This is a genomic window from Nonomuraea sp. KM90 (genome assembly GCF_052246675.1).
Taxonomy (GTDB): Bacteria; Actinomycetota; Actinomycetes; order Streptosporangiales; family Streptosporangiaceae; genus Nonomuraea.
This window is the reverse complement of record NZ_JBQQCB010000004.1, coordinates 128,781-154,323: the sequence shown is the minus strand read 5'-3', so window position 1 is coordinate 154,323 and position 25,543 is coordinate 128,781. Positions and strand designations below refer to the sequence as shown.

Here is a 25,543-nt window from a genome sequence, read left to right as displayed (position 1 = left end):
GGCCGCTATTCGGGGCGTTTGCCATGAGAGGCAGGGGCCAGGTTGTCGCCCTTCAGCCAGGCGGCGATCACCGTGGCGATCCGCGGCCCGGCCTTGCCGTCCCAGAGCACCGGCAGCTCACCGGCCGGCGTGGCGGCTCCGTCGGCCAGCGCCTTCTCCGCCGCGGCGGGCAGCAGGGCCGGGGTGACCAGGCGGTTCGTGCCGTGCGTGATCGTGATCGGCCGCTCGGTGTTGGGCCTGACGGTCAGGCAGGGGACGCCCAGCATGGTGGTCTCCTCCTGGACGCCGCCGGAGTCCGTGACGACCAGCGCGGCACCGCGTACGAGTGAGAGGAAGTCCACATAGCCCAGCGGGTCCACCACCCGGACCGGACCGCCGTCCACGAGACCGGCCTCGGCCAGCCGCGCCTTGCCGCGCGGGTGGATCGGCACCACGATCGGGATCTGCCGGGAGACCTCCAGCACCGCGTCGACCAGCTCCTTGGCGGCCTCGGGGGTGTCCACGTTCGCCGGGCGGTGCAGGGTGGCCACCGCGTAGCGCTCGGGCAGGCCCAGCCGCGCCACCACGGGCGCCGGGTCCAGCGCCGGCAGCGCCGAGAAGAGGCTGTCGATCATGGGGTTGCCCACCAGGTGCACCTTGGACGCGGGCACGCCCTCGTTCGCCAGGAACGCCAGCGCCTCCGGCGAGGTGGCGAAGAGCAGGTCGGCCAGCGCATCGGTGACGACCCGGTTGACCTCCTCGGGCATGCCGCGGTCGAACGAGCGCAGCCCCGCCTCCACGTGCGCGGTGGGCACGCCGAGCTTGGCGCAGACCAGGATCGCCGCCAGCGTGGAGTTGACGTCGCCGTACACCACGACCAGGTCGGGCTCCTGCTCCTGGACGACCTCCTCCAGGCCGACGAGCAGGGCCGCCGTCTGCTTGGCGTGGCTGCCGGAGCCGACCCCCAGGTTCGCCACCGGCTCGGGCAGGCCCAGGTCGGCGAAGAAGACGTCGGACATCAGTGCGTCATAGTGCTGACCAGTGTGGATGATGCCCTGCCGCACACCGAGCTCGCCGAGTGCCCGCACCACCGGGGCCGCTTTCACGAAATTGGGACGAGCACCCAATACGTGCAGGACCAGGGGGTTCTCCCTCATTGACCTCGCCTTTCATAGCGGAAGGGAAAAAACGCTGCCTATGGTACGGTCCCTGCGTGGCATCCGACGCCAGTCGTCAAGACTCCTCCCGTAGATCTGACGGGGTCTCCGCGAAGTCCGCCCGTGCCGGCGTCGGTGGACTTCTCAAGGGCTTCGTCCAGCACCCGATCATCGTTTCCCGCGTCGTCGCGACAAAGGTCAAGTCCGACCCTGTCCGGGTGGCCCAGGCCGCCGCCGACGCGCTCCCGCCCCGGCTGCGTCCCATCGTGGGCAGCGTGGCCTGGCCGGCCGCGCGCCGGGCCCGGCGCATCGTGCGCAAGTTCGGCATGCGCGTGGTCAAGGGGCCGTGGAACGAGGCCAAGGAACACTGGGACGCCGGCCGGGTCAGCGAGGCCGCCGCCGTGCTCGAGGCCCACACCAAATACCCGTTCGTCAAGCGCAGGGCCGCCTACTACCGGGGCGAGCTGGCCGCGATCAGTCCCGACCCGATCCCGCCGGGGCCCAAGGTGGCCATCCTGGAGCGGGTCCAGAACCGGGTCCTGCACGTGGTCACGAACGCGCTGCCGTACACGCAGGCCGGCTACACCGTCCGCACCCACCGCATCGTCACCTCGCAGAAGGCCGCCGGGATCGACCCGCACGTGGTCACGAGCTGGGGCTGGCCGATGTTGCAGGGGCACGCGGACGCGGCGCCGTACGAGGAGATCGACGGCATCCCCTACCACCGGCTGCTGCCGGACGGCCACGGCGAGATGCCGTTCGAGACCCAGGGGCGCATCATCAGGGGCGCCGACCGGGTCACCGAGCTGGTGACGCAGCTGCGGCCGCAGATCGTGCACGCCGCCACCGACCACCGCAACGGCTCCATCGCGCACGCCGTGCGCGACAGGACGGGCACGCCGTTCGTCTACGAGGTGCGCGGCTTCCTGGAGGAGACCTGGGCCTCGCGCGACCCGATCCGCATCGGCAGCCAGCGTCACGTGCTCCAGCGCGATCGCGAGGCGTTCCTCATGCGCGAGGCGGACGCGGTGGTCACGCTGGCCGAGACGATGGCCACCGAGATCGTCGAGCGCGGGGTGCCCAGGGAGAAGATCCACCTGGCGCCCAACGCGGTGGACGACTCGCTGCTGTCGGTCCACTACGACGGGGCCTCCTTCCGGCACCGGTACGGCATCGCCGACGGCGAGATCGTCGTCGGCTCGGTGTCCAGCATCGTGGCCTACGAGGGCTTCGCCACCCTGCTGCGGGCCGCGGCGCTGCTGCGCGACGACCGCACCCCCGTACGCGTGCTCATCGTCGGCGACGGCACCGAGCGCGACAACCTCCTGGCGCTGGTCGACGAGCTGGGCCTGAAGGACGCCGTCCTGCCCGGCCGGGTCGGCCCCGACGAGGCGCTGCAGGCGCAGGACGCCATCGACATCTTCGCCTGCCCGCGGGAGGACCTGCGCGTCTGCCGACTTGTTACGCCATTGAAACCCGTCGAGGCGATGGCGCTCGGCAAGCCCGTCGTGCTCAGCGATCTGCCCGCGCTGTCCGAGCTCGTGGGCTCCGACGGCGCCGGGCTGCTGGTGCCACCGGGCGACCCGGGAGAGCTGGCCAAGGCGATCGCCGGGCTCCGTGAGGACCCGGCCAGGCGTGCTGAGATGGGTGAGGCAGGACGGGCGGAAGTGGCTGCCAAGCGCACGTGGAGCCGCGTTGCCGAGACTTATCAAGCTCTATACCGATCGCTTGCCGAATGATGACCTTCACGTTGGCTGTCTCTTCTGACGGGTTCGGTCGCATTAGGCGTGAGCTAGGTGGACTTGAGATAACCTTTGCGACCATGAAGTGTTGTTTCCGGCTCCCAAAGGCACAGCTGTGACAGAAATCGACTTGGCTGTCATCGGTCTGGGCTACGTCGGCATGCCGCTCGCCAAGGAGGCGGTGGCCGCCGGCCTGCGGGTGGTGGGCGTGGACGTCGACTCCGCCAAGGTCGACGCGCTCAACTCCGGGCAGTCCTACATCGACGACCTGACCGACGCCGACCTCGAGCACATGCTGGCCAACGGGTTCAGCGCTACGCTCGACGAGACCGTGCTGGCCAGGAGCAACACGATCGTCATATGCGTGCCGACCCCGCTGGACGAGGACCACCGCCCGGACCTGTCCGCGGTGGAGGGGGCGACCAGGACCGTCGCCCGCAACCTCAGCAAGGGCACGCTCGTCGTCCTCGAGTCCACCACGTGGCCCGGCACCACCGACGAGGTGGCCAGGCCGCTGCTGGAGAGCTCGGGGCTGGTCGCGGGCGACGGCTTCCACCTGGCCTTCTCGCCCGAGCGCATCGACCCGGGCAACCCCAAGTTCGGCCTGCGCAACACCCCCAAGGTGGTGGGCGGCTACACGCCGACCTGCCGCGACCGGGCGACGGCGTTCTACGGTCAGTTCATCGAGCAGGTGGTGCCCGTCAGCGGCACCCGCGAGGCCGAGATGGCCAAGCTGCTGGAGAACACCTACCGGCACGTCAACATCGCCCTCGTCAACGAGATGGCGATCTTCTGCGACGAGCTGGGGATCGACCTGTGGGAGGCCATCGAGGCGGCGGCCACCAAGCCGTTCGGCTTCCAGAAGTTCCTGCCGGGTCCGGGCGTGGGCGGGCACTGCATCCCCGTCGACCCCTCGTACCTGTCGTACACGGTGCGCAAGCTCGGCTACCCGTTCCGGTTCGTGGAGCTGGCACAGGAGATCAACGAGCGGATGCCGTCGTACGTGGTGGCCCGCGTGCAGCGACTGCTGAACAGGCATAAGAAGCCCGTAAACGGCGCCAGAGTGGTTATGCTCGGCGTCACCTACAAACCGGATATCGCAGACGAGCGTGAGACTCCGGCCCTGCCGGTGGCGCGTGCGTTGCTGGAGCTGGGTGCCGAGCTCTCGTTCGCGGACCCGTACGTCAAGGAGTGGGCGGTAGACGGCACCCCGGTGCCGCGTGAAGAGGATCTGGCCGAGGCAGTGATCAACGCGGACGTGACGCTGCTCATGCAGCAGCACGCCGCGTTCGACCTCGGCATGGTCGAGGCGAAGGCCAGGCTCGTGCTGGACACCCGAGGCGTGCTCGCCGAGGGTGAACGCGTCGAGCGGCTGTAGCGACGGAGGGCTGCGCGCAGTGCACGTGCTCGTCATGACGGTGGTGCATAACCCCGAGGACGCGAGGATCCTGCATCGGCAGATCCGTGCCCTTGTGGATGCCGGTCATGAGGTCACGTACGCCGCCTCGTTCACCGCGCACGGCGTCGTCCCCAGACCTTGGGTCACCGGCGTGGACCTTCCGCGCGCCGCCCAGCGCAAGCGGGTGGCCGCGGTGTGGGCCGCGCGCCGGCTGTTCAAGCGCATGCGCGACAAGGTCGACCTCGTCCTCATCCACGACCCCGAGCTGCTGTTCGCCGTGTGGGGCGTGCGCAACAGGCCCCCCGTGGTCTGGGACGTGCACGAGGACACCCCCGCCACGCTGTCGCTCAAGCCGTGGCTCCCGGCGCCGCTGCGGCCGCCGGCGCGCTTCCTGGCACGCATGCTGGAGGGCACCGCCGAGCGGCACATGCACCTGCTGCTGGCCGAGACGGCGTACGCGGGCAGGTTCAAGGACGCCCACCTGATCGTGCCGAACGAGACCTGGGTGCCCGACTCCGTGACGCCGCCCGGCGACGACCGGGTGGTCTATCTGGGGTGGCTGTCCAGGGCCCGCGGCGTGTACGAGGCGGTCGAGGTGGCCAAGCTGCTGCAGCCGTACCGGGTGGCGGTGGAGCTGATCGGGTACGCCGACCCGCAGAGTCGCCCCATGCTCAACCAGGCCGTCACCGAGGGCCTGCTGGAGTGGCGCGACTTCATGCCCAACGACGAGGCGCTCAAGCGGCTCGACGGCGCGCTGGCGGGGTTGTCGCTGCTGCACGACGAGCCGAACTACCGGCATTCGATGCCCACGAAGATCGTCGAGTACATGGCGCACGGCATCCCGGTCATCACGACCCCGTCGCCGCGGGCGGTCGAGCTGGTGGAGCGTTATGACAGCGGCGTCGTGGTGCCCTGGGAGGACCCCAAGGCGGTCGCGCAGGCCGTGCTGACCCTGCGGGACGACGTACGCGAGCGGCGGGCGCAGGGCGCGCGCGGTTATGCCGCCGCCCGCGCGAACCACCACTGGCCCAACTCGGCCAAGCGGTTCGTCTCACAGCTGGAGTCCTGGGCCGGGGTCAAGCCGTAATTCTCGAGGGCGGGTAGGTTCCTGAACGTGCGCTGGCTCTTTCTGGTCGTGGGCGCGGCCATCCTGGCCATAGCCGCGACGGTGATCATCGTGCTGCCCTCCGGCGATTCCGGCCCGGTGGCCGTCAAGTCGCCCGTGCCGAAGCCGTCGAGCACCGAGCCGACGCCGAAGGTCAGCGAGTTCACCGATCCCTGTGGAACGTTCGACACCGGCGAGGCGGCCCCCTACGCGGTCACCGGCTACTGGATCACCCCCAAGTCCAACCCCTGCACCTGGCGCAAGCAGCTCCAGGAGATCCACCGCGTCGGCGGCGACACGATCATCAGGATCGGCTACGGCCTGCAGTTCCGCACCGTCTCCGAGGACGGGGAGATCCTGGGCAAGGACGGCACCCTCGACCCGCTCTACAAGGCGTGCGAGGAGGACGGCCTCACCTGCCACGACGCCGCCGAGCGGGACCTGCGCGCGGCCCATCCCGGCAACCGGATCGGCCGCACCTACGTCTACCGGACCGACGAGTCGTTCGGCCCCAACCTGTTCCGGTGCCCCGAGATGGAGCACCCCATCGAGGCCGGCAACCGGATCTACTACCGGCTCATCACCCAGGCCGACGGCTCCGACGACGCCACCTGCGACTTCACCAGGAAGGCCACGTCGTACGACATGATCCTGGTGGCCGGCTCGAACAAGGACAGCCTGAGCGAGCTGCTCGACCTGGGCGACCAGTTCGGCATGCGGGTCTTCCCGGCGCTGCCGCTGGCCCCGCGCGACTCCAAGACCCCGATCAGGGCCGAGCGGCGCCACCTCGGCACGCTGACCACGCTGACGCGGCGCATCCTTCAGGACTACGGCGTGCGCTTCGCCGAACGGGAGTCGCTCGGCGGCGTCTACCAGCCGTTCGAGGTCCAGATGGCCGCCACGCTGGCCACGAACCCGACGCTGGAGGTGTACGCCGACCAGCACACGATCGTCGAGCAGGAGTTGCCCGGCAAGCCCATCCTGATCAGCCCGTACCTCGACGCGCGCAAGCGGGTGGCGTTCGGGCAGACGCCGAAGCAGGTGGCGGAGGGGTTCAAGGCCCTGGTGAAGACCGGGGTGGGGATCATCGCCCCGCAGGACAGCCGGGGGACGGGCAAGGTCGGCCTGTTCTGGCCGGACGAGCGTGAGAGCGAGGTGGACGAGCGGCTGCGGCCGGTGGTGGGCGAGTCGACGTACGACACGGCGTACCACGGGTCCACGCGCGACTACTACCGCGAGATGGCGGCGGCCCGGCAGGAGATGCTCGAAGCCGGCCATCAGGTGCAGCTCTGGGCGAACGTGGAGGCGTTCGAGCCGTCGGGCAAGGAGCCCTGCGCGCCGCAGGGCACGCGCGGCAAGACGGACAAGGAGCGCCTGGACCAGGCGGTGACGATGGCCGGCCGTTACGTTCAGAAGATCGTTTCCTACATGTGGAGCGACTTCATGACATGTGGGCAGCCGTCGCTCGAAACGGAGATATCCCAGGACTGGCAACGGCCGATCGCGGTGGACGCGATCCGGCGGCCGCGCGACGTCCAGGACGGGCTGGAGGTGCGCGGCTACAACCTCAAGGACGGCACCGTGACCGTGCAGTGGTCGGGGGGCACCCAGGAGATGGTGGTGTCGGCCGTGGGCTCGCTGGACGAGGCTCCGATCGAGGAGGAGCTGCCGGAGGGGATGGCGACGGCGTGGGTGCCGTTCGACTGGAGCCAGGTGCCGGCGGGGGAATGGGTCAGGATCGGCGTCAAGGTGCCTTCGGGGAAGGCGACGACGGAGCCGCTCCACGTACGCATCGTCACGTAGGTTCGCTGGGCGCGTACGACTGCGTGTAACGTGCCCTCCATGGTCCCGAGCGTCCCGGTCAGTGTCGACCTGGTCGTGCTCACCGTACGCAACCAGGCGTTGTGCGCCCTCGTCTGGCGGCGCGACAACCCGCCGTTCCTGCGCCGCTGGTCGCTGCCCGGCGGGTTCATCCAGCTCGACGAGGACCTCCCGGCCGCCGCCCACCGCATCCTCGGCGAGCGGGCCGGCCTCCCGGGCGCGCCGGTGCACCTGGAGCAGCTCCAGACGTACGGCTACCCCGACCGCGACCCCAGGCAGCGCGTGCTCAGCGTCGCCTACCTCGGCCTCGCCCCCGACCTGCCGGCCTCGGAGAAGGCCCACATGAGCTGGCAGCCGATCGGCGCGCTCGCCGCCATGGCCTTCGACCACCGGCGCATCATGCTGGACGGGATCGAGCGGGCGAGGGCGAAGCTGGAATACACCTCGCTCGGCGCGGCCTTCTGCCCCCCGGAGTTCACGGTGGCCGATCTGCGCCGGGTCTACGAGATCGTGTGGGGCCGGCCGCTGGACCCGCGCAACTTCCACCGGAAGGTCACCAAGGCCGAGGGCTTCCTGCTGGAGACCGGCGGCACGACGACGCGGGACGGCGGGCGCCCGGCCAAGCTCTACTGCCGGGGCCCGGCCGAGCTCCTCCACCCGCCCATGCTCCGCAGCCTCAAGGAGTGACCCGGCCGGCGATGATCCGCGCGCACTCCAGCGACTCGGTGTGCGTGGTGTCCACCTCCACGTCGTAGAACACGTCCCGGTGCACCAGCTCGGCCTGCGACTCGGCCATCCCGGCGACCCGGTCGCCCCGGGCGATCTCGCGGCCCGCCGCCACCGCCCCGTCGCACCGGACGCCGACCCACAGCACGTCCAGCCCGGCGAGCACCTTCTGCCACCCCTCCTGGGAGTGCGCACCACCGAGGAAGACGTCATCGATGATCACCCGGGCGCCCGCGCGGACCATCGCGGCGGTGCCCTCCATCCACGCCTTCTGCAGCGTCCGGAACTCCGGACCGACGTTCACCCCACCGTCCGGGGCGAACTCGATCCCACCGTCCGAGTTCCGCATGGACGCGGGCAGCGAGTCGACGAACGCGTCGATCGCGGCGGCGAGCCACGGGTCCGGCAGGACGGCCTGCAGGCAGCGCAGGATTCCCGATTTGCCCGAGCTCGACCCGCCATTCAGCACGATCACCTGAGTTGTCACCGCACCACCCTAGCCACGGTGAGAGAGGAGCCCGGGCAGCCGTACGGCCTCCGGCGCGGGCCGTCCCGCGCGCTCGGCGGACGCTCTGCCCGCGCAGGCAGGCGGCCACGCGTCCACGTCCGGTCCATGGAGGGATCACGACATGCCGTCGTGGACCTCCGGCGGGGGCAGGTAGGGCCTGAAGTGGTCGGCCACGAGGTCGGCCACGGCGGCGGCGTCCTGGGAGCCGTCCACCTCGATCACCCGGATGCCCAGGCGGCGGGCGGAGCGGACGGCGTCCTCGGCGACGAGACGGTCCCGCTCCAGCCGGTTGCGCTGGGCCCGGGCCGGGTCGCTGACCTCATGGCCGAAGGCGGTCCGGGAGAGCTCGCGGAGCTGGCGATCGCGGAAGGCCGGGGCGGGCACCATGACGACCATCTGCCCGAGCGAGCCGGCGATCGGGGCCACCAGCTCGGGGCGCAGCCCCCAGCCCTCGGCGATGACGGGCCGCCCGGAGACCAGGGCGCGCAGATCGTCCAGGGCCCATTCGAACCGGACGGGGAAGCCGGCCAGCGTCTCCTCGGCCATGTCCGCCGGAGTGGTGTCCACCCAGACCTGTTCGAGGTCCGGGCCTTCGGGTGGCCGGCCGAGCGCGACGCGACGGGCGATCCGGCGGTCGTTGTGGCCGCGGGCGTCGTGGTAGTCGTAGTGGTAGGCGGTCAGCCCGTACCGTACGGCCAGCAGCCGGGCGACGGTGGACTTCCCGGCCCACTGCCCGCCACCGATCCACAACACCCGGCGAAGCGTGCCGAAGGGGTCCCAAACGTCGGTGCTCACGTCGCTGATCATGTCATTGCGACCCCAGTCGGACCCGGTTGTCCGAAAGTCGCACACGAACGCTGGACGTTCGACCGAGGCGGGACCCGGGCGGGTGCCGAGAGCATGGGCGGCATGAAATCCAAGATCATGTACGCCGTCGGCGTCGCCGGCCTGCTCGCCCTCCTCACGACCGCACCGGCCCAGGCACGCACCGAACCCGCCCCCGCCCAGGCCCTGGCGCTCCCCGCGCCGACCGGGTCCCGGCCCGTGGGTACGGTCAGCCTGCACCTGGTGGACCGTGACCGCCCCGACCCCTGGGTGCCCGCGGCGAAGGCCAGGGAGCTCATGGTCTCGCTGTGGTACCCGGCGAGGAAGGGGACCGGCCCGGCCGCTCCGTACATGACCCGCGAGGAGGCCGCGGCCCTGCTGGAGGGCCAGAACGTGACCGGCGTCCCGGCGGAGGCGGTCAGCGGCACCAGGACCCACGCCGTCACCGGGGCCCGCCCGGCCGGGCGCAAGGGCTCGCTGCCGCTGGTCGTGCTCTCGCCCGGGTTCACGATGTCGCGCTCGTCGCTGACCGGCCTCGCCGAGGAGCTGGCCAGCCGGGGTTACGTGGTCGCCGGCATCGACCACGTCCACGAGTCGTACGGCACGAGCCTGCCCGGGGACCGGCTGGCCGGTTGCGCGGCCTGCGCGGAGCAGGAGGCCGACCCGTGGGCGTTCGGCGCCAAGGCGGTCAAGGGGCGGCAGGCGGACGTGTCGTTCGTGCTCGACCGGTTGCTCGGGCGGCACCCGGTGTGGCAGGGCGCCCGGCTCATCGACCGCTCGCGCGTCGGCATGGCCGGTCACTCGCTCGGCGGCGCCGGCACGTCGTGGACGATGCTGCAGGATTCGCGCGTGCGGGCCGGGGTCAACATGGACGGCACCTTCTTCGTACCCGTCCCCGAGCAGGGGCTGGCTCGGCCGTTCATGGTGATGGGCGCGGGCAAGGTGCACGAGCCGGGCGGCCAGGACTTCACCTGGGGCCGCGACTGGGCGCGCATGACGGACTGGAAGCGCTGGCTCACGCTGGAGGGCGGTGACCACGTCTCCTTCACGGACTACCCGCTGCTGACCAGGCGGTCGGCCAGGGACCTGGAGGTCACCCGGGCGTACGTGGCCGCCTTCATGGACCGGCACCTGCGCGACCGCGTCCAGCCGCTGCTGGACGGGCCCTCCGCCGCCTACCCCGAGGTCACGTTCTGGAAGTGAGCTCCGCGCGGGCTCCCGGGTGATGCTTCACCCCGCCGCGCCTTCTAAGGTGATGGCATGCCTCGTTTCCGCCAGATCCTGGACACCATGGCTGCCTACAAGCCGGGCAAGGCGGTCGCCGGCCCCGACGGGCGGTCGTACAAGCTGTCGTCCAACGAATCCCCGTACGACCCGCTGCCCTCCGTGGTCGAGGCCATCGCCGAGGGCGCGCGGCAGATCAACCGCTACCCCGACCCCGGCGCCGTCCAGCTCACCGAGGCCATCGCGGGGCGCTTCGGCGTGCCGGCCGAGCACGTCGCGCTCGGGGCCGGGTCGGTCACGGTGGCGCAGCAGCTGTTCGAGGCGGTGGGGGAGCCGGGGGCCGAGGTCGTCTACGCCTGGCGGTCCTTCGAGGCCTACCCGCTGCTCGCCGACCTGGCCGGCGTGAAGTCGGTCATGGTGCCCCTGGCAGGCGAGGACCACGACCTGGACGCCATGGCCGACGCGATCACCGACCGCACCCGCATGGTGTTCGTGTGCAACCCGAACAACCCCACGAGCACCGCCGTCCGGCGGGGGGCGCTGGAGGCGTTCCTGGCGCGGGTGCCCGAGGACGTGCTGGTGGTGCTGGACGAGGCCTACCGCGAATACGTGCGCGACGAGGACGTCCCCGACGGCCTCACCCTCTACCGCGACCGGCCCAACGTCTGCGTCCTGCGCACCTTCTCCAAGGCGTACGGGCTGGCGGGCCTGCGCGTCGGCTACCTGATCGCGCCCGAGCCGGTGGCGACCGCCGTCCGCAAGACGATCGTCCCGTTCGCGGTCAACCACCTCGCCCAGGTCGCGGCCATCGCCTCGCTGAAGGCCGAGGACGAGCTGCTGGAGCGGGTCGAGCGGGTGGTCAAGGAGCGCACCCGCGTCCGCGAGGCGCTCATCGCCCAGGGCTGGACGGTGCCGCCGACCGAGGCGAACTTCGTCTGGCTCAGGCTCGGCGAGCGCACCCTCGACTTCGCCGCCGCCTGCGCCATGGAGGGCGTGGCGGTCCGGCCGTTCTCGCCGGAGGGCGTACGCGTGTCGATCGGCTCACCCGAGGCCAACGACGCCTTCCTGGCCGCCGCCAAGGAGTTCCCCCGCTAGACCCGCTCCCCGCCGCGTCCCTCCTGGAAGGACGTGCGGCGGGAGGGGAGCGGAGGGCTATTTAGGAGACCGTGACCTCTTCAGGGACGGGAGCCCTGGACTTCGCGCGTCGCTCGGTGGACACCACCAGGGCGACGCCGACCAGGATCACCAGCCCGCCGAGGATGATCTGCACCGTGACGTGCTCGTTCACCACGAGCACGCCGAGCAGCACGGCCACGACCGGGTTGACGTACGCGTACGTCGACACCAGCGAGATCGGCGCGTTGCCCAGCAACCACGTGTACGCGGTGAACCCGACCAGCGAGCCCACCAGCACCAGGTACGCCAGCGCCGCCCACGACCGCCCCGAGATGGCGGCCAGGTCGACCCGCTCCCCGATCGTGGTGCCGACCAGGGCCAGCCCGGCCCCGCCGACCAGCATCTCGACGGTGCTGGCCGCCCACACGTTGGGCGGCATCGGGATCCGCGCCGACAGGAACGAGCCGATCGACCACGACAGCGAGGCCACCAGGATCACCACGATGCCGGTCGTGCCGGCGCTCTCGCCCCCGCCGTTCAGCGACAAGGCCGCCACCCCGCCGAACCCGACCAGCACCCCGGCCAGCGTCAGCACGGCGGGCCGGTCCCTGACGGCGATCCTGAAGATCACCAGCCACAGCGGCACCGACGCCACGAGCAGCGCGGCCAGGCCGCTGGAGATGTGCTGCTCGGCCACGGCGACCATGCCGTTCCCGCCGGTCAGCAGCAGCAACCCGACGAGCGCGGCGCCACCGAACTGGCGCGGCGACATCCGGAACGCCGCCGTCCCCTTCTTGATCAGCAGGAAACCGGCGAGCAGCAGGGCGGCTGTGACGAACCGGAACGCGCCGTGCAACAGTGGCGGCATGGTCTCGATGGCGATCCTGATGCCGAGGTACGTCGAGCCCCACACCACATAGACGATCGCCAGAGCGCCCCAGACCAACAAAGGGGAACGATTGTCAGTAGCGTTTGCACTCATGGCTCATGACCTTACCGGGCGACTCCGACAAAAGCCTGCGGGTATCAGACTTCGAGATGTGGCGGGATATTAGCGATAGGCGGCTTTCGCGCCACTGTCGGGTCGACGGGCGTGCTTGGCAGGATGCTCAGCATCCCGCCGGTCATCCCGCCGGTGATTTCCGCCGGTCATCCCGACGTTCAAGGAGACGCCTGATATGTCACACCCTTCCGCCGTCATGTCGGCCCCGGCCGCCGGCTCCGCCGCCGCCGTCGCGCACTTCGCCGCCCGCCTGTCCTTCGAGACCGACGTCTCCGACGTGGCCGCCGACCTGGCCGCCGCCACCCCGGGTCTGGTCGTCGTCGACTCGCGCAGCCGGGAGAGCTGGGACCAGGGTCACGTCCAGGGCGCCGTACACCTTCCGACCGCCGAGATCGCGGCCAGGGCCGCCACGATGGTCCCCGGGGACGCCATGGTCGTCACGTACTGCTGGGGTCCCGGCTGCAACGGCGCGACCCGGGCCGCCCTGGAGTTCGCCAGGCTGGGTTACCGGGTCAAGGAGATGATCGGCGGCTTCGAGTACTGGGCCAGGGAGGGGTTCCCGGTGGAGACCGCGTCGGGCGTCACCCGCCACCAGGTGGACGCGCTCACGGCCCCGACGTCCGGCATCGCCTGCGCCTGCTGACCCGGAGCTCCACCATTGCGTGAAAGACGCTTCCTGTACCCCTACAGCCCCGCGTAGCCCCCTTCTCCACCGGGGACACAACCCGCTATATCCCGAGAATCAGCCCGAAACCCGATCGATCAGTACCAAGAACGCGGTCCGGCTGCTCGAAACGGCCTGGAACCCACGGGAACCGTTCATCAAGAACGCCATCTCTCAACGCACCCCAGGCGGAGAACCGGCGCCGAAAATTTGGTGCCCCCGTCCGAATCCCATCGATCGGGGGCGTCCGTGAACATACCCCCATCTACACGGGTCAACCAATTAGTTCACAAGAGTCAATGCTCAAGTTCGCGAAGCTGACACCTTCGGTCAATGCCAGCGTCACGCCGAGGCAGACCCGCCGCGCCGAGCACGGCGGGCCTGTCCCTTCCCCGCCAGGTCAGCGGGGTCCGAGCTTCTCCACGATCAGCCGGTAGAGCTGCCGTGGTCGCCCGGGCTGAGGCGTACGGTTCGGCGGTAGCGGCCACGCGAGTCCCTCGTCAACCAGCGTGCGCAGCAACCGCCGGGCCGTACGCGGTGTGACCCCGAGCATCTTGCCCGCGCCCTCCGCGTCGACGACCGTGTCGCCTCCTTCGAGCTTGGCCGCCAGCCGGGCCAGCACCTCCACCCCCTTCGGCTTGAGGGCGGTGGCCCCGGTGGGCGGCATGCGCGGAGCCGGGATGAGCGCCCGGCCCTCGCGGTCCACCGCGAATCCCTGTGCCTGCTTGCCCGCCTGCGTGCGGGCGAGTGCGGCCCTGGCGTGCGACTCGGCGTCGTGCGTCGTGCGCCCCATCCCCACACCGACCTCGACCGCCAGCCCCAGCTCGTCCCTGATCCTGGCCGCGAACGGCAACACCCGGAACCCGTCTGTCGCCGCCGCGATCGAGCCCCTGGTGGCCGTCACCAGGTAGCTGTGATCGTCGATGGGCCAGACGGTGGCGTTGATCCGGTTCGCCTCCTGGACCAGGAGCCGGTGCAGCGACAGCCGCAGCTCGTCGCGCCAGTAGCGGGGCGCGGCGCGGCGCACGGGTTCGCGCAGCGTCGGCACCTCCACCAGCACCACGGTGAGCTGTGACTCCTCCAGCCGGTGGTGCGCCCCGAGCAGCGCCGCTGTGTGCAGCGCCGTACGGACCGCCCCCGAGGTCGGCCTGATCCTGATGACCGGTACGCCCGCGGCATGCAGGCGTTCGGCCACCGCGGGCAGGCACGTCAGAGCCCCCGTGGTCGCACCCTGACGGGCCAGGCGTTCGTGGTAGGCCGCGATCGTGCCGGTGGCTCCCGGCTCGTCGCGGCTGTGCACGTCCGCGGCGGGGATGCCGAGGTCGGTGTACGCCTCCTCGACATCGGCCCTGCTGACCACGTCGATGCTGACGTTCTGGGGATCCATGCGGGTGTCCAGCGCGGCCTTGGCCAACGCCGCCACCAGTGCTGCTCCACCGAGCTGCACGTACGTCGCGGGCATCGTCAGCACGCCGGAACGCCTGGCCAGGTCATAGGGAACCGGGCTGGCGAACAGGCATGCGTCGACACCGGGACCGAGCCTCGTCACCTTGTCGGGCGCCTCCTGCTCATCGCGGTAGGCGGCCGCCACCAAGCGACACGGCAGCGGTGCCGCGGCGTGACCCATCAGCATGACTCGCTCGACCAGGTCGTGGGGTCCGACCACGCCGATGGTGAGGTCCGGTGTCATGGCGCCCGGGCGTGACACTCGGGGAGTTTCTTCGGCCCTCTCGACCAATGTTCGTCCCATCCTGCCGTCCGTTGCAGTGCTCTCTTTTGGAACGATCGCTCGCGGGGGCCGTAATGTCACGCCCGACTTTTCCGGAAAGCCGTTCTGGTTGACCGCCCGACAAGATGTCTTAGCAGCTCAACGCGGGATTCTTCGCGTTTTTTAGCGCTCGGAAATCTCTCGTGTAATGTCCGCGCCGAGCGCGCGCATTCGAGCGGCGAGATGCGCGTGGCCGCGATCGATGAGGTATCCCGAGTCGATCACGGTCTCGCCTTCGGCCGCCAGTCCGGCGAGCACGAGCGCGATCCCCGAGCGAAGATCGTGGGCCGTCACCTCGGTGCCGGTGAGCGGCGTGCGGCCGCGTACGATCGCCCGGCTGTCGTCCACCTCCACGTTCGCGCCCATCTTGTTCAGCTCGCCGGCCAGCGCGAACCGGCCGTCGAAGATGCGCTCGTGGATGTAGCTGGTGCCGTCGGCGAGCGCCGCGACGGTCATCATCGGCGACTGCAGGTCGGTGGCGAACCCGGGATAGGTGTCGGTGATGATGTTGATCGGCCGCAGCGGGCCCTCGCAGCGCACGTGCAGCACCGCGCCCTGGCGGTGGAACTCGACGCCCATCTGCTCCAGCTTGTAGCGGACGACGCCCAGGTCGAGGCCGGTGCCCACGAGGCTGACCTCGCCCCCGGTGATCGCCGCCGCCATCGCGAACACGCCCGCGTCTAGCCGGTCGGGCATCACCGTGTGCTCGACCGCGTGCAGCTCCTCGACGCCTTCCACGGTGATGAAACCGGTGCCGCCGCCGCTGATGCGCGCGCCCATCTTGGTGAGCATGTCGATGACGTCGAGCACCTCGGGCTCCAGCGCCGCGTTCTCGATCACGGTGGTGCCCTTGGCCAGGGCGGCGGCCATGATGAGGTTCTCGGTGCCGGTGTGGGACGGGGTGTCGAGATAGAGCGTGGCGCCGGTCAGCCCGGACGCCTTGACGTGGATGACGGTCTCGCCCTCGTCCACGATCGCGCCCAGCCGCTTGTAGCCGAGGTAGTGGAAGTCGAGGTTGCGGCTGCCGAGGTTGCAGCCGCCGACCCCTTCCACGATCGCCTCGCCGAGGCGGTGCAGCAGCGCGGGGGTGAACAGGACCGAACCGCGGAACCGCCTGGCGATCTCGGCGGGCAGCACGGGGCTGTTCACCCTGGAGGCGTCGATGACCAGCGTGCGCTCGGACTCGTGCAGCTCGACGTACGCCCCGACCGCCTCGGCCAGCTCGACCGCGCGGCGGACGTCTTCGATGATCGGCACGTTGCGCAGGACGGTGCGGCCCTTCGGGGCGAGCAGAGCCGCACCGATCATGGGCAGCACGGCGTTCTTCGCGCCCTGGATGAACGCGGTTCCACGCAGTGCGTTGCCACCGCGCACGCGGTAACGGACCATTCGTGCGGCTCCTTGAAATCAACGGTGAGGCTCGATCGGGCCAACAGTAGTCGCTCACACCACATGACCCAGCCGAATCATCCGCTAAAGGGAACCCCCGTGACGCGCTCATACGCTTCTAGGTATCGCTGCCTGGTGCGCTCGACCACCCCGTCGGGAAGCCGAGGTGGGGGGTTTCCGGAGGATTTGTCCCATCCGGATTCGGGCGACAACAACCAATCGCGTACAAATTGCTTGTCAAAAGAAGTCTGTGAACGGCCCGGCTGCCATTCGTCGGCCGGCCAGAAACGCGACGAGTCGGGCGTGAGCACCTCGTCCCCCAGCGTCAGCACGCCGTCGGCGTCCCAGCCCAGCTCGATTTTCGTGTCGGCCAGGATGATGCCCCGCTCGCGGGCGATCTCCGCGCCGCGCGTGTAGACGGCCAGCGTGATCCGCCGCAGCTCCGCCGCGGTCTCCGCGCCGACCTCGGCCACCACCTGCTCGTACGAGATCGGCTCGTCGTGCTGCCCCGCCGGCGCCTTGGAGGACGGCGTGAAGATCGGCTCGGGGAGCCGCGACCCGTCCTCCAGCCCCGCAGGCAGCGCGACCCCGGACACCGTGCCGTCGGCGCGGTATTCGTTCAGCCCGCCGCCCGCCAGGTAACCCCTGGCCACGCACTCGACCTGGACCATCCGCAGCGGCTTGCACAGCACGCTGCGGGAGTCGTCGCCGCGCGCCACGATGTGGTTGGGCACGATGTCCTTGAGCTGGTCGAACCACCACAGCGACATCTGCGTGAGGATGGCCCCCTTGTCGGGGATGTCAGGCTCCATGACGTAGTCGAAGGCCGAGATCCGGTCGGAGGCGACCATGAGCAGCAGGCCCTCGTCGGTCTCGTACAGATCCCGGACCTTGCCGGAGTGAACGTGCTTCATGGGGCGATGTCCGTCCTGTAGTGGGAGCCGCGCAGCTCGATCCGGCCGGCGAGGTCGTAGGCCGCCCGGCGCGCGCTCTCCTGGTCGGGCCCGTGCCCGATCACGCTGAGCACCCGCCCGCCGCTGGACACCACGTCGTCGCCGGCTCGCTTCGTGCCGGCGTGCAGCACGTAGGCGTGCTCGGTCTCCTGCAGCCCGGTGATCACGTCGCCCTTGACCGGCGACTCCGGATAGCCCTCCGAGGCGATCACCACGCACACGGCCGAGCCGCCCTTGAACACCGGGTCGAGCCCCAGCTCACCGGTCGCGCTGGCCATCAGCAGCCCGCCCAGCGGCGTCTCCAGCCGGTCGAGCAGCACCTGCGTCTCCGGGTCACCGAACCGCGCGTTGAACTCGATGACCTTCGGCCCCTTCGTCGTCAGGGCCAGCCCCACGTAGAGCACCCCCTGGTACGGCAGCCCGCGCCGCGCCAGCTCCCCGATCGTCGGGTGCACGACCTCCCGCATGACCTGCTCGGTCAGCCCTTCGGGCGCCCACGGGAGCGGCGTGTAGGAGCCCATGCCGCCGGTGTTGGGCCCCTCGTCGCCGTCGTAGGCCCGCTTGAAGTCCTGCGCCAGCTGCAGCGGCACGGCGGTGCTCCCGTCGCACAGCGCGAACAGCGACACCTCGGGCCCGTCGAGGAACTCCTCGATCACCACCCGATCGCACGCCCGCGCGTGCGCGAGCGCCTGCTCCCGGTCCTCGGTGACGACGACGCCCTTGCCCGCGGCCAGCCCGTCGTCCTTGACCACGTAGGGCGCCCCGAACTCGTCGAGCGCCGCCGCGGCCTCCTCCTCGGTCTCGCACGTCCTGGCCCGCGCGGTCGGCACGTCGGCGGCCCGCATGATCTCCTTGGCGAACGCCTTGGACCCCTCGATCATGGCCGCGTCGCGGGACGGCCCGAAGCAGGCGAAGCCCGCCTCGCGCACCGCGTCGCTCACCCCCGCCACGAGGGGCGCCTCGGGACCCACCACCACGAGGTCGACCCGCAGCCGCTCGGCCAGCCCGGCCACCTCGCCGGGGTCGAGGGGGTCGACGGGGTGGGTGGTCGCGACCTCCTCTATGCCAGGGTTGCCTGGCGCACAGTGGAGCTCGCTGACCTGGGGATCGAGGCTGAGTGACCGGCACAGGGCGTGCTCACGCCCTCCGGAACCAATGACTAGAACGCGCACGCGCTCCATTGTCGCAGGCCCGCCGCCTGGCGCAGGCGCAGGTGGCCAGGACACCAAATGCCGGAACAGGCAGGAAACTTTGTGGAGTTCTACCTGAGCCGGAGGCCGCCGGACGAGTATGGTCGGAAAGGTTCACCCGCCTGTGGTAAGTTAGGGCGGCTTTGCGGCGTCCCTTGTGATTGGAGGTGGTCCGGGATGAATCCTGGTGATCCCAGCAGTACGTGCTTCCACACGTACGGCCTGCGTACCCCCGACCACTCCAATCCGGCAGCCTGATCGTGCCTCCACGTTTGCGTGTTGATTGAGGTGACTTTTCGTCGCGCGTGGAGCGTGCCAGGTCGGGCGGAAAGGGACTGCCATGCGCTCGTCCACGCTTTTCCGTCGCATCAACCGTCACCCTGTGCAGCCGCGCGCCGCGCACTCGCTCCCGAAGCCGGTGCGTGAGATCTGCGTGCCGCCCGTGGACTCCATAGTCGAGTTCGGCGCCTACGTCCTCGGCAAGAAGGTCTCCGCGTCGGGCATCACCGAGGCGCTCGACCTCGTACGCGAGCACAACAGGACCTCCGACGGCGCCAACGCCTTCGTCTGGGTCGGCCTGCACGAGCCGGAGGCCCCCGAGGTGGAGTGGCTCTCCGAGGTCTTCGGCCTGCACCCGCTGGCCGTCGAGGACGCCGTCAAGGCCCATCAGCGGCCCAAGGTCGAGCGGTACGGCGAGTCGCTGTTCATGGTGCTCAAGACCATCGCCTACCTCGACCACGACGAGCTGACCGCCAACAGCGAGATCATCGCCACCGGCGAGATCATGGTGTTCCTCGGCGTGGACTTCGTGGTGACCGTGCGGCACGGCGAGCACTGCCCGCTCACCGTGGTCCGCGAGCGCCTCGAGGACAAGCCCAAGCTGATGAACCGCGGCCCCGCGGGTGTCCTGCACGCCATCTCCGACCACGTGGTCGACCAATACTTGCAGGTGGCCGACCTCATGCAGCTGGAGCTGGAAGAGGTCGAGGCGACGGTGTTCGCGGACGTCAGCTCCCGCGACATCAACCGGATCTACCAGCTCAAGCGGGAGATGCTGGAGATGAAGCGGGGGATCATGCCGCTTCAGGCCCCGCTGTCCGCGCTGCCCCAGCGCCGCGTCATCCCCTCGGAGATGCGCGAGTATTTCCGTGACGTCGGCGACCACCTGTCGCGCGTGTGCGAGCAGGTCGAGTCCTCCAACGAGCTGTGCAGCTCGATACTGCAGGCTGCGCTGGCCCGCTCGAACGCCCTGGCCAACGAGGACATGCGCAAGATCTCGTCCTGGGTGGCCATCCTGGCCGTGCCCACGATGATCGCCGGCATCTACGGCATGAACTTCGACTTCATGCCGGAGACCAAGCAGGTCTGGGGCTATCCGGCGGTGCTGGCCGTCATGGTCACGGCCTGTGTCCTGCTGCATCGTGGCTTCCGCCGCAACGGCTGGCTCTAGCCCGGCTCTAGACCCCCACGGGCCTGAGCGGGCCGACCGGCTCGGGCAGGTCCAGCCCCCGCTCCCGCCACAGCTCCCGCATCCTGTCGGGGTAGTCGGTGACGATCCCCGCCGCCCCCAGATCCAGCATCCTGGCCGCGAGCCCGGGCTCGTTGACGGTCCACACCGCCACGTCGAGCCCGGCGGCCGCCGCCTGCGCCATCAGCGCCTCGTCCACCATGACGTGCTCGGGCGAGAGCGTGGTGGCCCCGGCGTCGCGCGCCGCGGCGGGCACGTCGTCGTCCACACCCTCGTTCCAGTGCAGGGTGTCCAGCTCGATCAGCGCGAAGCGCCGCGTGCCGGGGGCCAGCTCGGCGGCGTGCGTGATGACGCGCCAGTCGAAGCTGAGGATGGCCACGTTGCCGAGCCGGCCGTGCCGGTCGAGCTCCTCGACGACCAGCTCGGTGAAGAGCCGGGGATCGGCCGTGAGCTCCGGCCGCGTCGGGTCGGACTTCAGCTCTACGTGCAGCCGAACGTCCTCCGCCTCGTAGGCGTTCACCAGCCCGAGCACGGCGCCGAGCGTCGGCATCCGGGTCTCGGGCATGGGCACCTGCGTCAGCGCGAACGGGTCGTCGGGGTGCCGCGGCAGCCGCACGCCCACGTCGAGCGTGCGCAGCTGCGCCAGGGTCAGCGCGTTGATCGGCTTGCCGACATACGGGTAGAGCGGGTCGCCGGCGTGCAGCGGCCGCCTGTCGGCGCTCGTCACGGCGGAGACCGTGAGATCGTGCGTGAGCACGAGTCGGCGGTCGGCGGTGAGCGCGACGTCGAGCTCGAGCGCGTGCACGCCGAGCTCCATCGTGCGGCTCATCCCCGGCAGGGTGTTCTCCGGCCAGAGGCCGCGAGCCCCTCGGTGACCATGAATCTCAACGCGCACAACCGGGACCCTACCTGGCGGGAGGCACGTCTAGGCGGTGCCACGCCGTGTCCTTTTTATCCTGCTACGCCCGGTCGTGTGGTTCCAGCCAGACAATAGGCTGTTCTCTATGACGGAGGTTCTCAAAACGGCCCATTCCGCAACAGTTCGGGCATGGGTCGAAGGATGGGTCATCTCCCGCAACGCCCCCAGCCCCGTACGCGAGCCCTGGGGCCTGCGCGTGGACGTCGGCCTGCCCGGCCACGTGGCCCGCCACGTCGTGGCCGCACCCACCCCCGAGACCCTTCACCACCTGACGGCCACGCTCACCACCCCGGGCACCTGGCTCAAGCTGTGCGCGCCGCCCGAGGCCGTCGCGCCGCTGCTGCCGCCGCGCTGGGCCGTCCAGGACCCGGAGTTCATGATGACCGCGCCCCTCACCCGCGCCGCCACAACAGCCGCCACAACAGTCGCCCCAGCAGCCGTCACGTCAGCCGGCTCGGCAGCCGCCGCCGGGGCACCGTCCGGCTACACCCTGGCCGTCACCACCCGCTCGGGCGTCACGGCGGTGCGGCTGCTCACGGCGGCGGGTGAGGTCGCGGCGCGGGGACAGTACGCGGTCGCGGGCCGGACGGCGGTCGTGGACCAGGTCGAGACGGCGGGCAACCACCGCCGCCGCGGCCTCGGCACGGTCGTCATGAGGACGATCGCGGCCGGGGCCGCCTCGATGGGAGCGCGCACAGGCGTCCTGGTGGCCACCGCCCAGGGCCAGGCCCTGTACGAGACGCTGGGCTGGACCCTGCATACCCCGATGACGGCGGCCGTCCTGACCTCTTGACCCCGGTGGCCTCTAGACCAGCGGGCGCACCACGATGGTCTGGTCGCGGCCCGGGCCGACGCCGATGGCCGAGATCGGCGCCCCGCTCATCTCCTCCAGCGTCCGCACGTACGCCTGCGCGTTCGGCGGCAGGTCCTCGAACGACTTGGCGCTGGAGATGTCCTCCCGCCAGCCGGGGAACTCCTCGTAGATCGGCTTGGCGTGGTGGAAGTCGGTCTGCGTCATGGGGATCTCGTCGTGACGCACGCCGTCCACCTCGTAGGCCACGCACACCGGGATCCGCTCCAGGCCGGACAGCACGTCGAGCTTGGTCAGGAAGTAGTCGGTGATGCCGTTGATGCGGGTGGCGTAGCGGGCGATCACCGCGTCGAACCAGCCGCAGCGCCGGTTGCGGCCGGTCGTGACGCCGTACTCGCCGCCGGTCTGGCGCAGCCACTCGCCCATCTCGTCCGTCAGCTCGGTCGGGAACGGGCCCGAACCGACACGGGTGGTGTACGCCTTCAGGATCCCGATGATCTTCGTGAGCCGGTTCGGCGGGATGCCGGCCCCCGCGCACGCGCCGCCCGCCGTGGGCGACGACGACGTCACGAACGGGTAGGTGCCGTGGTCGATGTCGAGCAGCGTCCCCTGCCCGCCCTCCAGCAGCACGAACTTGTCGTCGTCCAGCGCCTTCGCCAGCACCAGCGAGGTGTCGGCGATGTGCGGCTTGAGGCGCTCGGCGTAGGCCAGATACTCGTCCAGGACCGCCGCGGGGTCGATCCCGCGCCGGTTGTAGACCTTGGTCAGCACCTGGTTCTTCTCGGTCAGCGCGACCTCGATCTTCTTCGCCAGGATGCCGGGGTCGAGCAGGTCCTGCACGCGCACGCCCATACGGGCGATCTTGTCGCCGTACGCGGGCCCGATGCCGCGGCCCGTGGTGCCGATCCTGGCCTTGCCCAGGTAGCGTTCGGTCACCTTGTCGAGGGCCTTGTGGTGCGGCATGATCAGGTGCGCGTTCGACGAGATCAGCAGGCGTTCGGCGGAGATGCCCCGCGCGGCCAGCCCGTCGATCTCGCTGAGCAGCACGCCCGGGTCGATCACCACGCCGTTGCCGATGACCGGCACCACCTCCGGCGACAGGATCCCCGTGGGGAGCAGGTGCAGCGCGTATTTCTGATCACCGATGACCACGGTGTGTCCCGCGTTGTTGCCCCCCTGATAGCGGACGACGTAGTCGACGTCGCCACCGAGCAGGTCGGTGGCCTTGCCCTTGCCCTCATCGCCCCACTGGGCACCAACGAGAACGGCAGCCGGCATGGTTCAGTCTCCCGAGCACAAAACGAAAACCCCTGACGCAAGCGCGACAGGGGCTCTTGCGTAGAGAGACTACCCGAACGTGCCTATTCGTCCCAAGGGCTAGCCCTTGGTCAGCGCGTCGTAGCCCGATTCCGTGCTGTCCTTGAGGAACTGCAGGCACCGCTCGGCCTCGTCCTTCTCGCCGATCGCCTGGGCGGCCCTGGACAGCGAGTAGAGGCAGCGCAGGAACCCGCGGTTCGGCTCGTGCTCCCACGGGATGGGCCCGTGCCCCTTCCAGCCGCTGCGCCGCAGCTGGTCGAGCCCCCGGTGGTAGCCGGTACGGGCGAAGGCGTAGGAGGTCACGGCGTGCCCCTGGGCGAAGTATTCCTCCGCGAGCACGGCCCACGCCGTCGGGTAGGCGGGGAAACGGGCGGCCACGTCGGCGGCCTTGGCCCCGGCTTCGAGCGCCTCCCTGGCCTCGGGCAGGTCCGGCAGGTGAGTCGGGGGCGGCCCGGCGAGAAGGTTATCCATAGGACAAGTCATACCCGCCGAGCCGCCGAAGTGGCTAGGAGATCTTCGTCCCAGCGCTCTTGAGGCTCTGGCACGCCTCCACGACGCGGGCGGCCATCCCGGCCTCCGCGGCCTTGCCGTAGGAGCGCGGGTCGTAGGTCTTCTTGTTGCCCACGTCGCCGTCCACCTTGAGCACGCCGTCGTAGTTCTTGAACATGTGCTCCGCGATCGGGCGGGTGAAGGCGTACTGGGTGTCGGTGTCGACGTTCATCTTGACGACGCCGTAGGAGATGGCCTCGTGGATCTCGTCGAGCAGCGAGCCGGAGCCGCCGTGGAAGACCAGGTCGAACGGCTTGTCCCTGCCGTACTTGGCGCCCACCGCGTCCTGGATCTCCTTCAGCACGCTCGGCCGCAGCTTCACGTGACCCGGCTTGTAGACGCCGTGCACGTTGCCGAACGTGGCGGCCAGCATGTAGCGGCCCTTGTCGCCGATGCCCACGGCCTCGGCCGTGGCCAGCGCGTCCTCGGCGGTCGTGTAGAGCTTCTCGTTGATCTCGCCGACGACGCCGTCCTCCTCGCCGCCGACCACGCCGATCTCCATCTCCATGATGATCCGCGCCCTGGCGCACTTCTCGATGAGCTCCTTGGCGATCTCCAGGTTCTCCTCGAGCGGTACGGCCGAGCCGTCCCACATGTGCGACTGGAAGAGCGGGTCGAGGCCCTTGGCGACCCGCTCCAGGGAGATGTCGATCAACGGCCGCATGAAGCCGTCGAGCTTGTCCTTCGGGCAGTGGTCGGTGTGCAGCGCGATCGTGACCGGATATTTGGCGGCCACCACCCTCGCGTACTCGGCCAGCGCCGTCGCGCCCGTGACCATGTCCTTGACCGTGGCGCCCGAGAGGAACTCGGCACCGCCGGTGGAGACCTGCACGATGCCGTCGCTCTCGGCCTCGGCGAAGCCGCGCAGGGCGGCGTTCAGCGTCTGCGAGGACGTCACGTTGATCGCCGGGTAGGCGAATCCGCCGGCCTTCGCCCGGTCGAGCATCTCAGCGTAGACCTCTGGAGTCGCAATAGGCATGATTCATCTCCCTGAGAAGTTACGGCTTCGCGCCAGGGCCCAGTATCCCGGCTCACTACCCGCTGTGGTAGAGACAACGCGTGCTTGATGGTCATGTCGAGCATGCCCGCTACGGGTAGGCTCTGCGCGTGGACTGGCTTTGGAATCTCCTCGACCCGACGTGGTGGCTCACGATTCTCGGCGCTTTCGCCACCATCGGCGTTCTCGCGATCATCTTCGCCGAAACGGGTCTGCTGCTCGGGTTCTTCTTGCCCGGTGACTCACTGCTGGTGGCCGCGGGGATTTTCAGCTCGGCGTCGGTGGCCGCGGGAATGGGCATCGCCCCGCTCTCGCTCCCCGTCCTGCTGATCGGCACGCCGCTGTGCGCGATCGCCGGTGCCCAACTCGGGCATTTCCTCGGGGCGAGATTCGGTCGCAAACTCTTCGACAAACCGGATTCGCGGTTGTTCAAGAGGGAACACGTGCTCAGGGCCGAGGAGTTCTTCGAGAAGTTCGGTCCCGCCAAGGCGGTGATTCTGGCCAGGTTCGTGCCGATCGTCCGTACGTTCATGAATCCAGTCGCCGGCGTGCTGGAGATGAGCCCCAAGCGTTTCTTCCTGTGGAACGTCGTCGGCGGCATCGTCTGGGTCGAGGGCCTCATCCTGCTCGGCCACTTCCTCGGCGGCCAGGTCGACCCCAAGCAGATCGACAAGTACATCCTGCCGGGCGTCTTCGTGATCGTGTTCATCTCGCTGATCCCGATCATCGTCGAGGCCGTCAAGCACCGCCGCGCCGCCAAGCAGCTGCCGGAGCCCAACGGCAAGCACCACCGCGTCCAGGCCGGCTGGCCGGCGCCCAGTGACAGCCAGTCCGACTGGCCGGCGCCCCCCGACGGCCAGGCCGGCTGGCCGGCGCCCACCGACAGAGGTTCGCCGGACATCCGGCACTGAAC

Annotated in this window: 23 protein-coding genes; 11 read left to right on the top strand and 12 right to left on the bottom strand. The window is 70.0% G+C overall.

What is annotated here, in order from left to right:
* Nucleotides 1-5 precede the first annotated feature (5 nt).
* The gene (wecB, locus tag ACTWPW_RS06980; protein ID WP_364111128.1) at nt 6-1,136 is read right to left on the bottom strand and encodes a non-hydrolyzing UDP-N-acetylglucosamine 2-epimerase; all 1,131 of its coding nucleotides are present in this window, start codon (nt 1,134-1,136) and stop codon (nt 6-8) included.
* Between the two features lie 56 nt (nt 1,137-1,192).
* Here wecB and ACTWPW_RS06975 point away from each other — a divergent pair, with 56 nt between their 5' ends.
* From ACTWPW_RS06975 to ACTWPW_RS06955, 5 genes are all read left to right on the top strand, one after another.
* Nucleotides 1,193-2,875, top strand: a complete 1,683-nt coding sequence (locus tag ACTWPW_RS06975) for a glycosyltransferase family 4 protein (protein ID WP_443168220.1) — start codon at nt 1,193-1,195, stop codon at nt 2,873-2,875.
* A 133-nt stretch (nt 2,876-3,008) separates the two neighbouring features.
* Nucleotides 3,009-4,256: a nucleotide sugar dehydrogenase gene (locus ACTWPW_RS06970; protein ID WP_375117332.1), complete on the top strand. Its 1,248-nt coding sequence runs from the start codon at nt 3,009-3,011 to the stop codon at nt 4,254-4,256.
* 19 nt (nt 4,257-4,275) lie between these two features.
* Nucleotides 4,276-5,364, top strand: coding sequence for a glycosyltransferase (locus tag ACTWPW_RS06965; protein ID WP_364111122.1), 1,089 nt, complete (start codon nt 4,276-4,278; stop codon nt 5,362-5,364).
* Between the two features lie 27 nt (nt 5,365-5,391).
* Nucleotides 5,392-7,185, top strand: a complete 1,794-nt coding sequence (locus tag ACTWPW_RS06960; RefSeq protein WP_375117331.1) for a DUF4434 domain-containing protein — start codon at nt 5,392-5,394, stop codon at nt 7,183-7,185.
* A gap of 39 nt (nt 7,186-7,224) precedes the next feature.
* A complete protein-coding gene (locus ACTWPW_RS06955) occupies nt 7,225-7,890 on the top strand; it encodes an NUDIX hydrolase (protein WP_364111118.1) in 666 nt (221 codons plus the stop codon).
* On the opposite strand, the gene cpt is transcribed toward ACTWPW_RS06955, so the two are convergent.
* A complete protein-coding gene (gene cpt / locus ACTWPW_RS06950; RefSeq protein ID WP_443168219.1) occupies nt 7,880-8,416 on the bottom strand; it encodes a chloramphenicol phosphotransferase CPT in 537 nt (178 codons plus the stop codon). The two genes, ACTWPW_RS06955 and cpt, sit on opposite strands and share 11 nt — an antisense overlap.
* Nucleotides 8,417-8,551: 135 nt before the next feature.
* Nucleotides 8,552-9,232: a hypothetical protein gene (locus tag ACTWPW_RS06945; protein ID WP_443168218.1), complete on the bottom strand. Its 681-nt coding sequence runs from the start codon at nt 9,230-9,232 to the stop codon at nt 8,552-8,554.
* 114 nt (nt 9,233-9,346) lie between these two features.
* Here ACTWPW_RS06945 and ACTWPW_RS06940 point away from each other — a divergent pair, with 114 nt between their 5' ends.
* Together ACTWPW_RS06940 and hisC are read left to right on the top strand one after the other, a co-directional pair.
* A complete protein-coding gene (locus ACTWPW_RS06940) occupies nt 9,347-10,465 on the top strand; it encodes an alpha/beta hydrolase family protein (RefSeq protein ID WP_443168217.1) in 1,119 nt (372 codons plus the stop codon).
* 57 nt (nt 10,466-10,522) lie between these two features.
* Nucleotides 10,523-11,581 (top strand): histidinol-phosphate transaminase, encoded by a 1,059-nt coding sequence (hisC, locus tag ACTWPW_RS06935; RefSeq protein ID WP_375117327.1) that lies wholly within the window; start codon nt 10,523-10,525, stop codon nt 11,579-11,581.
* A 61-nt stretch (nt 11,582-11,642) separates the two neighbouring features.
* Here hisC and ACTWPW_RS06930 read toward each other — a convergent pair whose 3' ends face one another.
* On the bottom strand, nt 11,643-12,551 hold the full coding sequence (locus ACTWPW_RS06930; RefSeq protein ID WP_443168216.1) for an EamA family transporter: 909 nt from the start codon (nt 12,549-12,551) through the stop codon (nt 11,643-11,645).
* 229 nt (nt 12,552-12,780) lie between these two features.
* Here ACTWPW_RS06930 and ACTWPW_RS06925 point away from each other — a divergent pair, with 229 nt between their 5' ends.
* A complete protein-coding gene (locus tag ACTWPW_RS06925) occupies nt 12,781-13,248 on the top strand; it encodes a rhodanese-like domain-containing protein (RefSeq protein WP_375117325.1) in 468 nt (155 codons plus the stop codon).
* Nucleotides 13,249-13,669: 421 nt separating this feature from the next.
* Here ACTWPW_RS06925 and ACTWPW_RS06920 read toward each other — a convergent pair whose 3' ends face one another.
* From ACTWPW_RS06920 to purD, 4 genes are all read right to left on the bottom strand, one after another.
* The gene (locus ACTWPW_RS06920; RefSeq protein ID WP_443168215.1) at nt 13,670-14,959 is read right to left on the bottom strand and encodes a GTP cyclohydrolase IIa; all 1,290 of its coding nucleotides are present in this window, start codon (nt 14,957-14,959) and stop codon (nt 13,670-13,672) included.
* Between the two features lie 201 nt (nt 14,960-15,160).
* Nucleotides 15,161-16,426 carry a UDP-N-acetylglucosamine 1-carboxyvinyltransferase gene (gene murA, locus ACTWPW_RS06915; protein ID WP_375117324.1) on the bottom strand — a complete coding sequence of 422 codons (1,266 nt, stop codon included), beginning with the start codon at nt 16,424-16,426 and terminating at the stop codon, nt 15,161-15,163.
* Between the two features lie 77 nt (nt 16,427-16,503).
* On the bottom strand, nt 16,504-17,340 hold the full coding sequence (locus ACTWPW_RS06910) for a phosphoribosylaminoimidazolesuccinocarboxamide synthase (RefSeq protein WP_443168214.1): 837 nt from the start codon (nt 17,338-17,340) through the stop codon (nt 16,504-16,506).
* Complete coding sequence (purD, locus tag ACTWPW_RS06905; protein WP_375117322.1) at nt 17,337-18,551, bottom strand: phosphoribosylamine--glycine ligase; 1,215 nt, start codon at nt 18,549-18,551, stop codon at nt 17,337-17,339. Before purD ends, ACTWPW_RS06910 begins: the two co-directional genes overlap by 4 nt.
* Nucleotides 18,552-18,951: 400 nt before the next feature.
* Here purD and corA point away from each other — a divergent pair, with 400 nt between their 5' ends.
* Nucleotides 18,952-20,019, top strand: a complete 1,068-nt coding sequence (corA, locus tag ACTWPW_RS06900; protein WP_375117321.1) for a magnesium/cobalt transporter CorA — start codon at nt 18,952-18,954, stop codon at nt 20,017-20,019.
* A 7-nt stretch (nt 20,020-20,026) separates the two neighbouring features.
* Here the strand turns inward: corA and ACTWPW_RS06895 are convergent, their stop codons facing one another.
* Complete coding sequence (locus tag ACTWPW_RS06895; protein WP_443168213.1) at nt 20,027-20,932, bottom strand: glycerophosphodiester phosphodiesterase family protein; 906 nt, start codon at nt 20,930-20,932, stop codon at nt 20,027-20,029.
* A gap of 109 nt (nt 20,933-21,041) precedes the next feature.
* Between ACTWPW_RS06895 and ACTWPW_RS06890 the strand changes: the two genes are divergently transcribed.
* Nucleotides 21,042-21,749 (top strand): GNAT family N-acetyltransferase, encoded by a 708-nt coding sequence (locus ACTWPW_RS06890; RefSeq protein ID WP_375117319.1) that lies wholly within the window; start codon nt 21,042-21,044, stop codon nt 21,747-21,749.
* Nucleotides 21,750-21,761: 12 nt separating this feature from the next.
* On the opposite strand, the gene ACTWPW_RS06885 is transcribed toward ACTWPW_RS06890, so the two are convergent.
* The 3 genes from ACTWPW_RS06885 to fbaA form a co-directional block, all read right to left on the bottom strand.
* The gene (locus tag ACTWPW_RS06885; protein ID WP_375117318.1) at nt 21,762-23,045 is read right to left on the bottom strand and encodes an adenylosuccinate synthase; all 1,284 of its coding nucleotides are present in this window, start codon (nt 23,043-23,045) and stop codon (nt 21,762-21,764) included.
* A 99-nt stretch (nt 23,046-23,144) separates the two neighbouring features.
* Entirely contained in the window at nt 23,145-23,555 is a 411-nt protein-coding gene (locus ACTWPW_RS06880; RefSeq protein WP_364111088.1) for a DUF3151 domain-containing protein, read from the bottom strand.
* Between the two features lie 34 nt (nt 23,556-23,589).
* Nucleotides 23,590-24,612 (bottom strand): class II fructose-bisphosphate aldolase, encoded by a 1,023-nt coding sequence (gene fbaA / locus ACTWPW_RS06875; RefSeq protein ID WP_375117317.1) that lies wholly within the window; start codon nt 24,610-24,612, stop codon nt 23,590-23,592.
* A gap of 128 nt (nt 24,613-24,740) precedes the next feature.
* Here fbaA and ACTWPW_RS06870 point away from each other — a divergent pair, with 128 nt between their 5' ends.
* Nucleotides 24,741-25,541, top strand: a complete 801-nt coding sequence (locus ACTWPW_RS06870; protein ID WP_443168212.1) for a DedA family protein — start codon at nt 24,741-24,743, stop codon at nt 25,539-25,541.
* Nucleotides 25,542-25,543 lie beyond the last annotated feature (2 nt).

Excerpts from the sequence above, each read along its gene's own strand:
- wecB (WP_364111128.1), bottom strand. The coding sequence starts at position 1,136 with ATGAGGGAGAACCCCCTGGTCCTGCACGTATTGGGTGCTCGTCCCAAT.
- ACTWPW_RS06955 (WP_364111118.1), top strand. The coding sequence starts at position 7,225 with ATGGTCCCGAGCGTCCCGGTCAGTGTCGACCTGGTCGTGCTCACCGTA.
- ACTWPW_RS06940 (WP_443168217.1), top strand. The coding sequence starts at position 9,347 with ATGAAATCCAAGATCATGTACGCCGTCGGCGTCGCCGGCCTGCTCGCC.
- hisC (WP_375117327.1), top strand. The coding sequence starts at position 10,523 with ATGCCTCGTTTCCGCCAGATCCTGGACACCATGGCTGCCTACAAGCCG.
- ACTWPW_RS06925 (WP_375117325.1), top strand. The coding sequence starts at position 12,781 with ATGTCACACCCTTCCGCCGTCATGTCGGCCCCGGCCGCCGGCTCCGCC.
- ACTWPW_RS06920 (WP_443168215.1), bottom strand. The coding sequence starts at position 14,959 with ATGACACCGGACCTCACCATCGGCGTGGTCGGACCCCACGACCTGGTC.
- murA (WP_375117324.1), bottom strand. The coding sequence starts at position 16,426 with ATGGTCCGTTACCGCGTGCGCGGTGGCAACGCACTGCGTGGAACCGCG.
- ACTWPW_RS06910 (WP_443168214.1), bottom strand. The coding sequence starts at position 17,340 with ATGAAGCACGTTCACTCCGGCAAGGTCCGGGATCTGTACGAGACCGAC.
- ACTWPW_RS06890 (WP_375117319.1), top strand. The coding sequence starts at position 21,042 with ATGACGGAGGTTCTCAAAACGGCCCATTCCGCAACAGTTCGGGCATGG.
- ACTWPW_RS06885 (WP_375117318.1), bottom strand. The coding sequence starts at position 23,045 with ATGCCGGCTGCCGTTCTCGTTGGTGCCCAGTGGGGCGATGAGGGCAAG.
- ACTWPW_RS06880 (WP_364111088.1), bottom strand. The coding sequence starts at position 23,555 with ATGGATAACCTTCTCGCCGGGCCGCCCCCGACTCACCTGCCGGACCTG.
- fbaA (WP_375117317.1), bottom strand. The coding sequence starts at position 24,612 with ATGCCTATTGCGACTCCAGAGGTCTACGCTGAGATGCTCGACCGGGCG.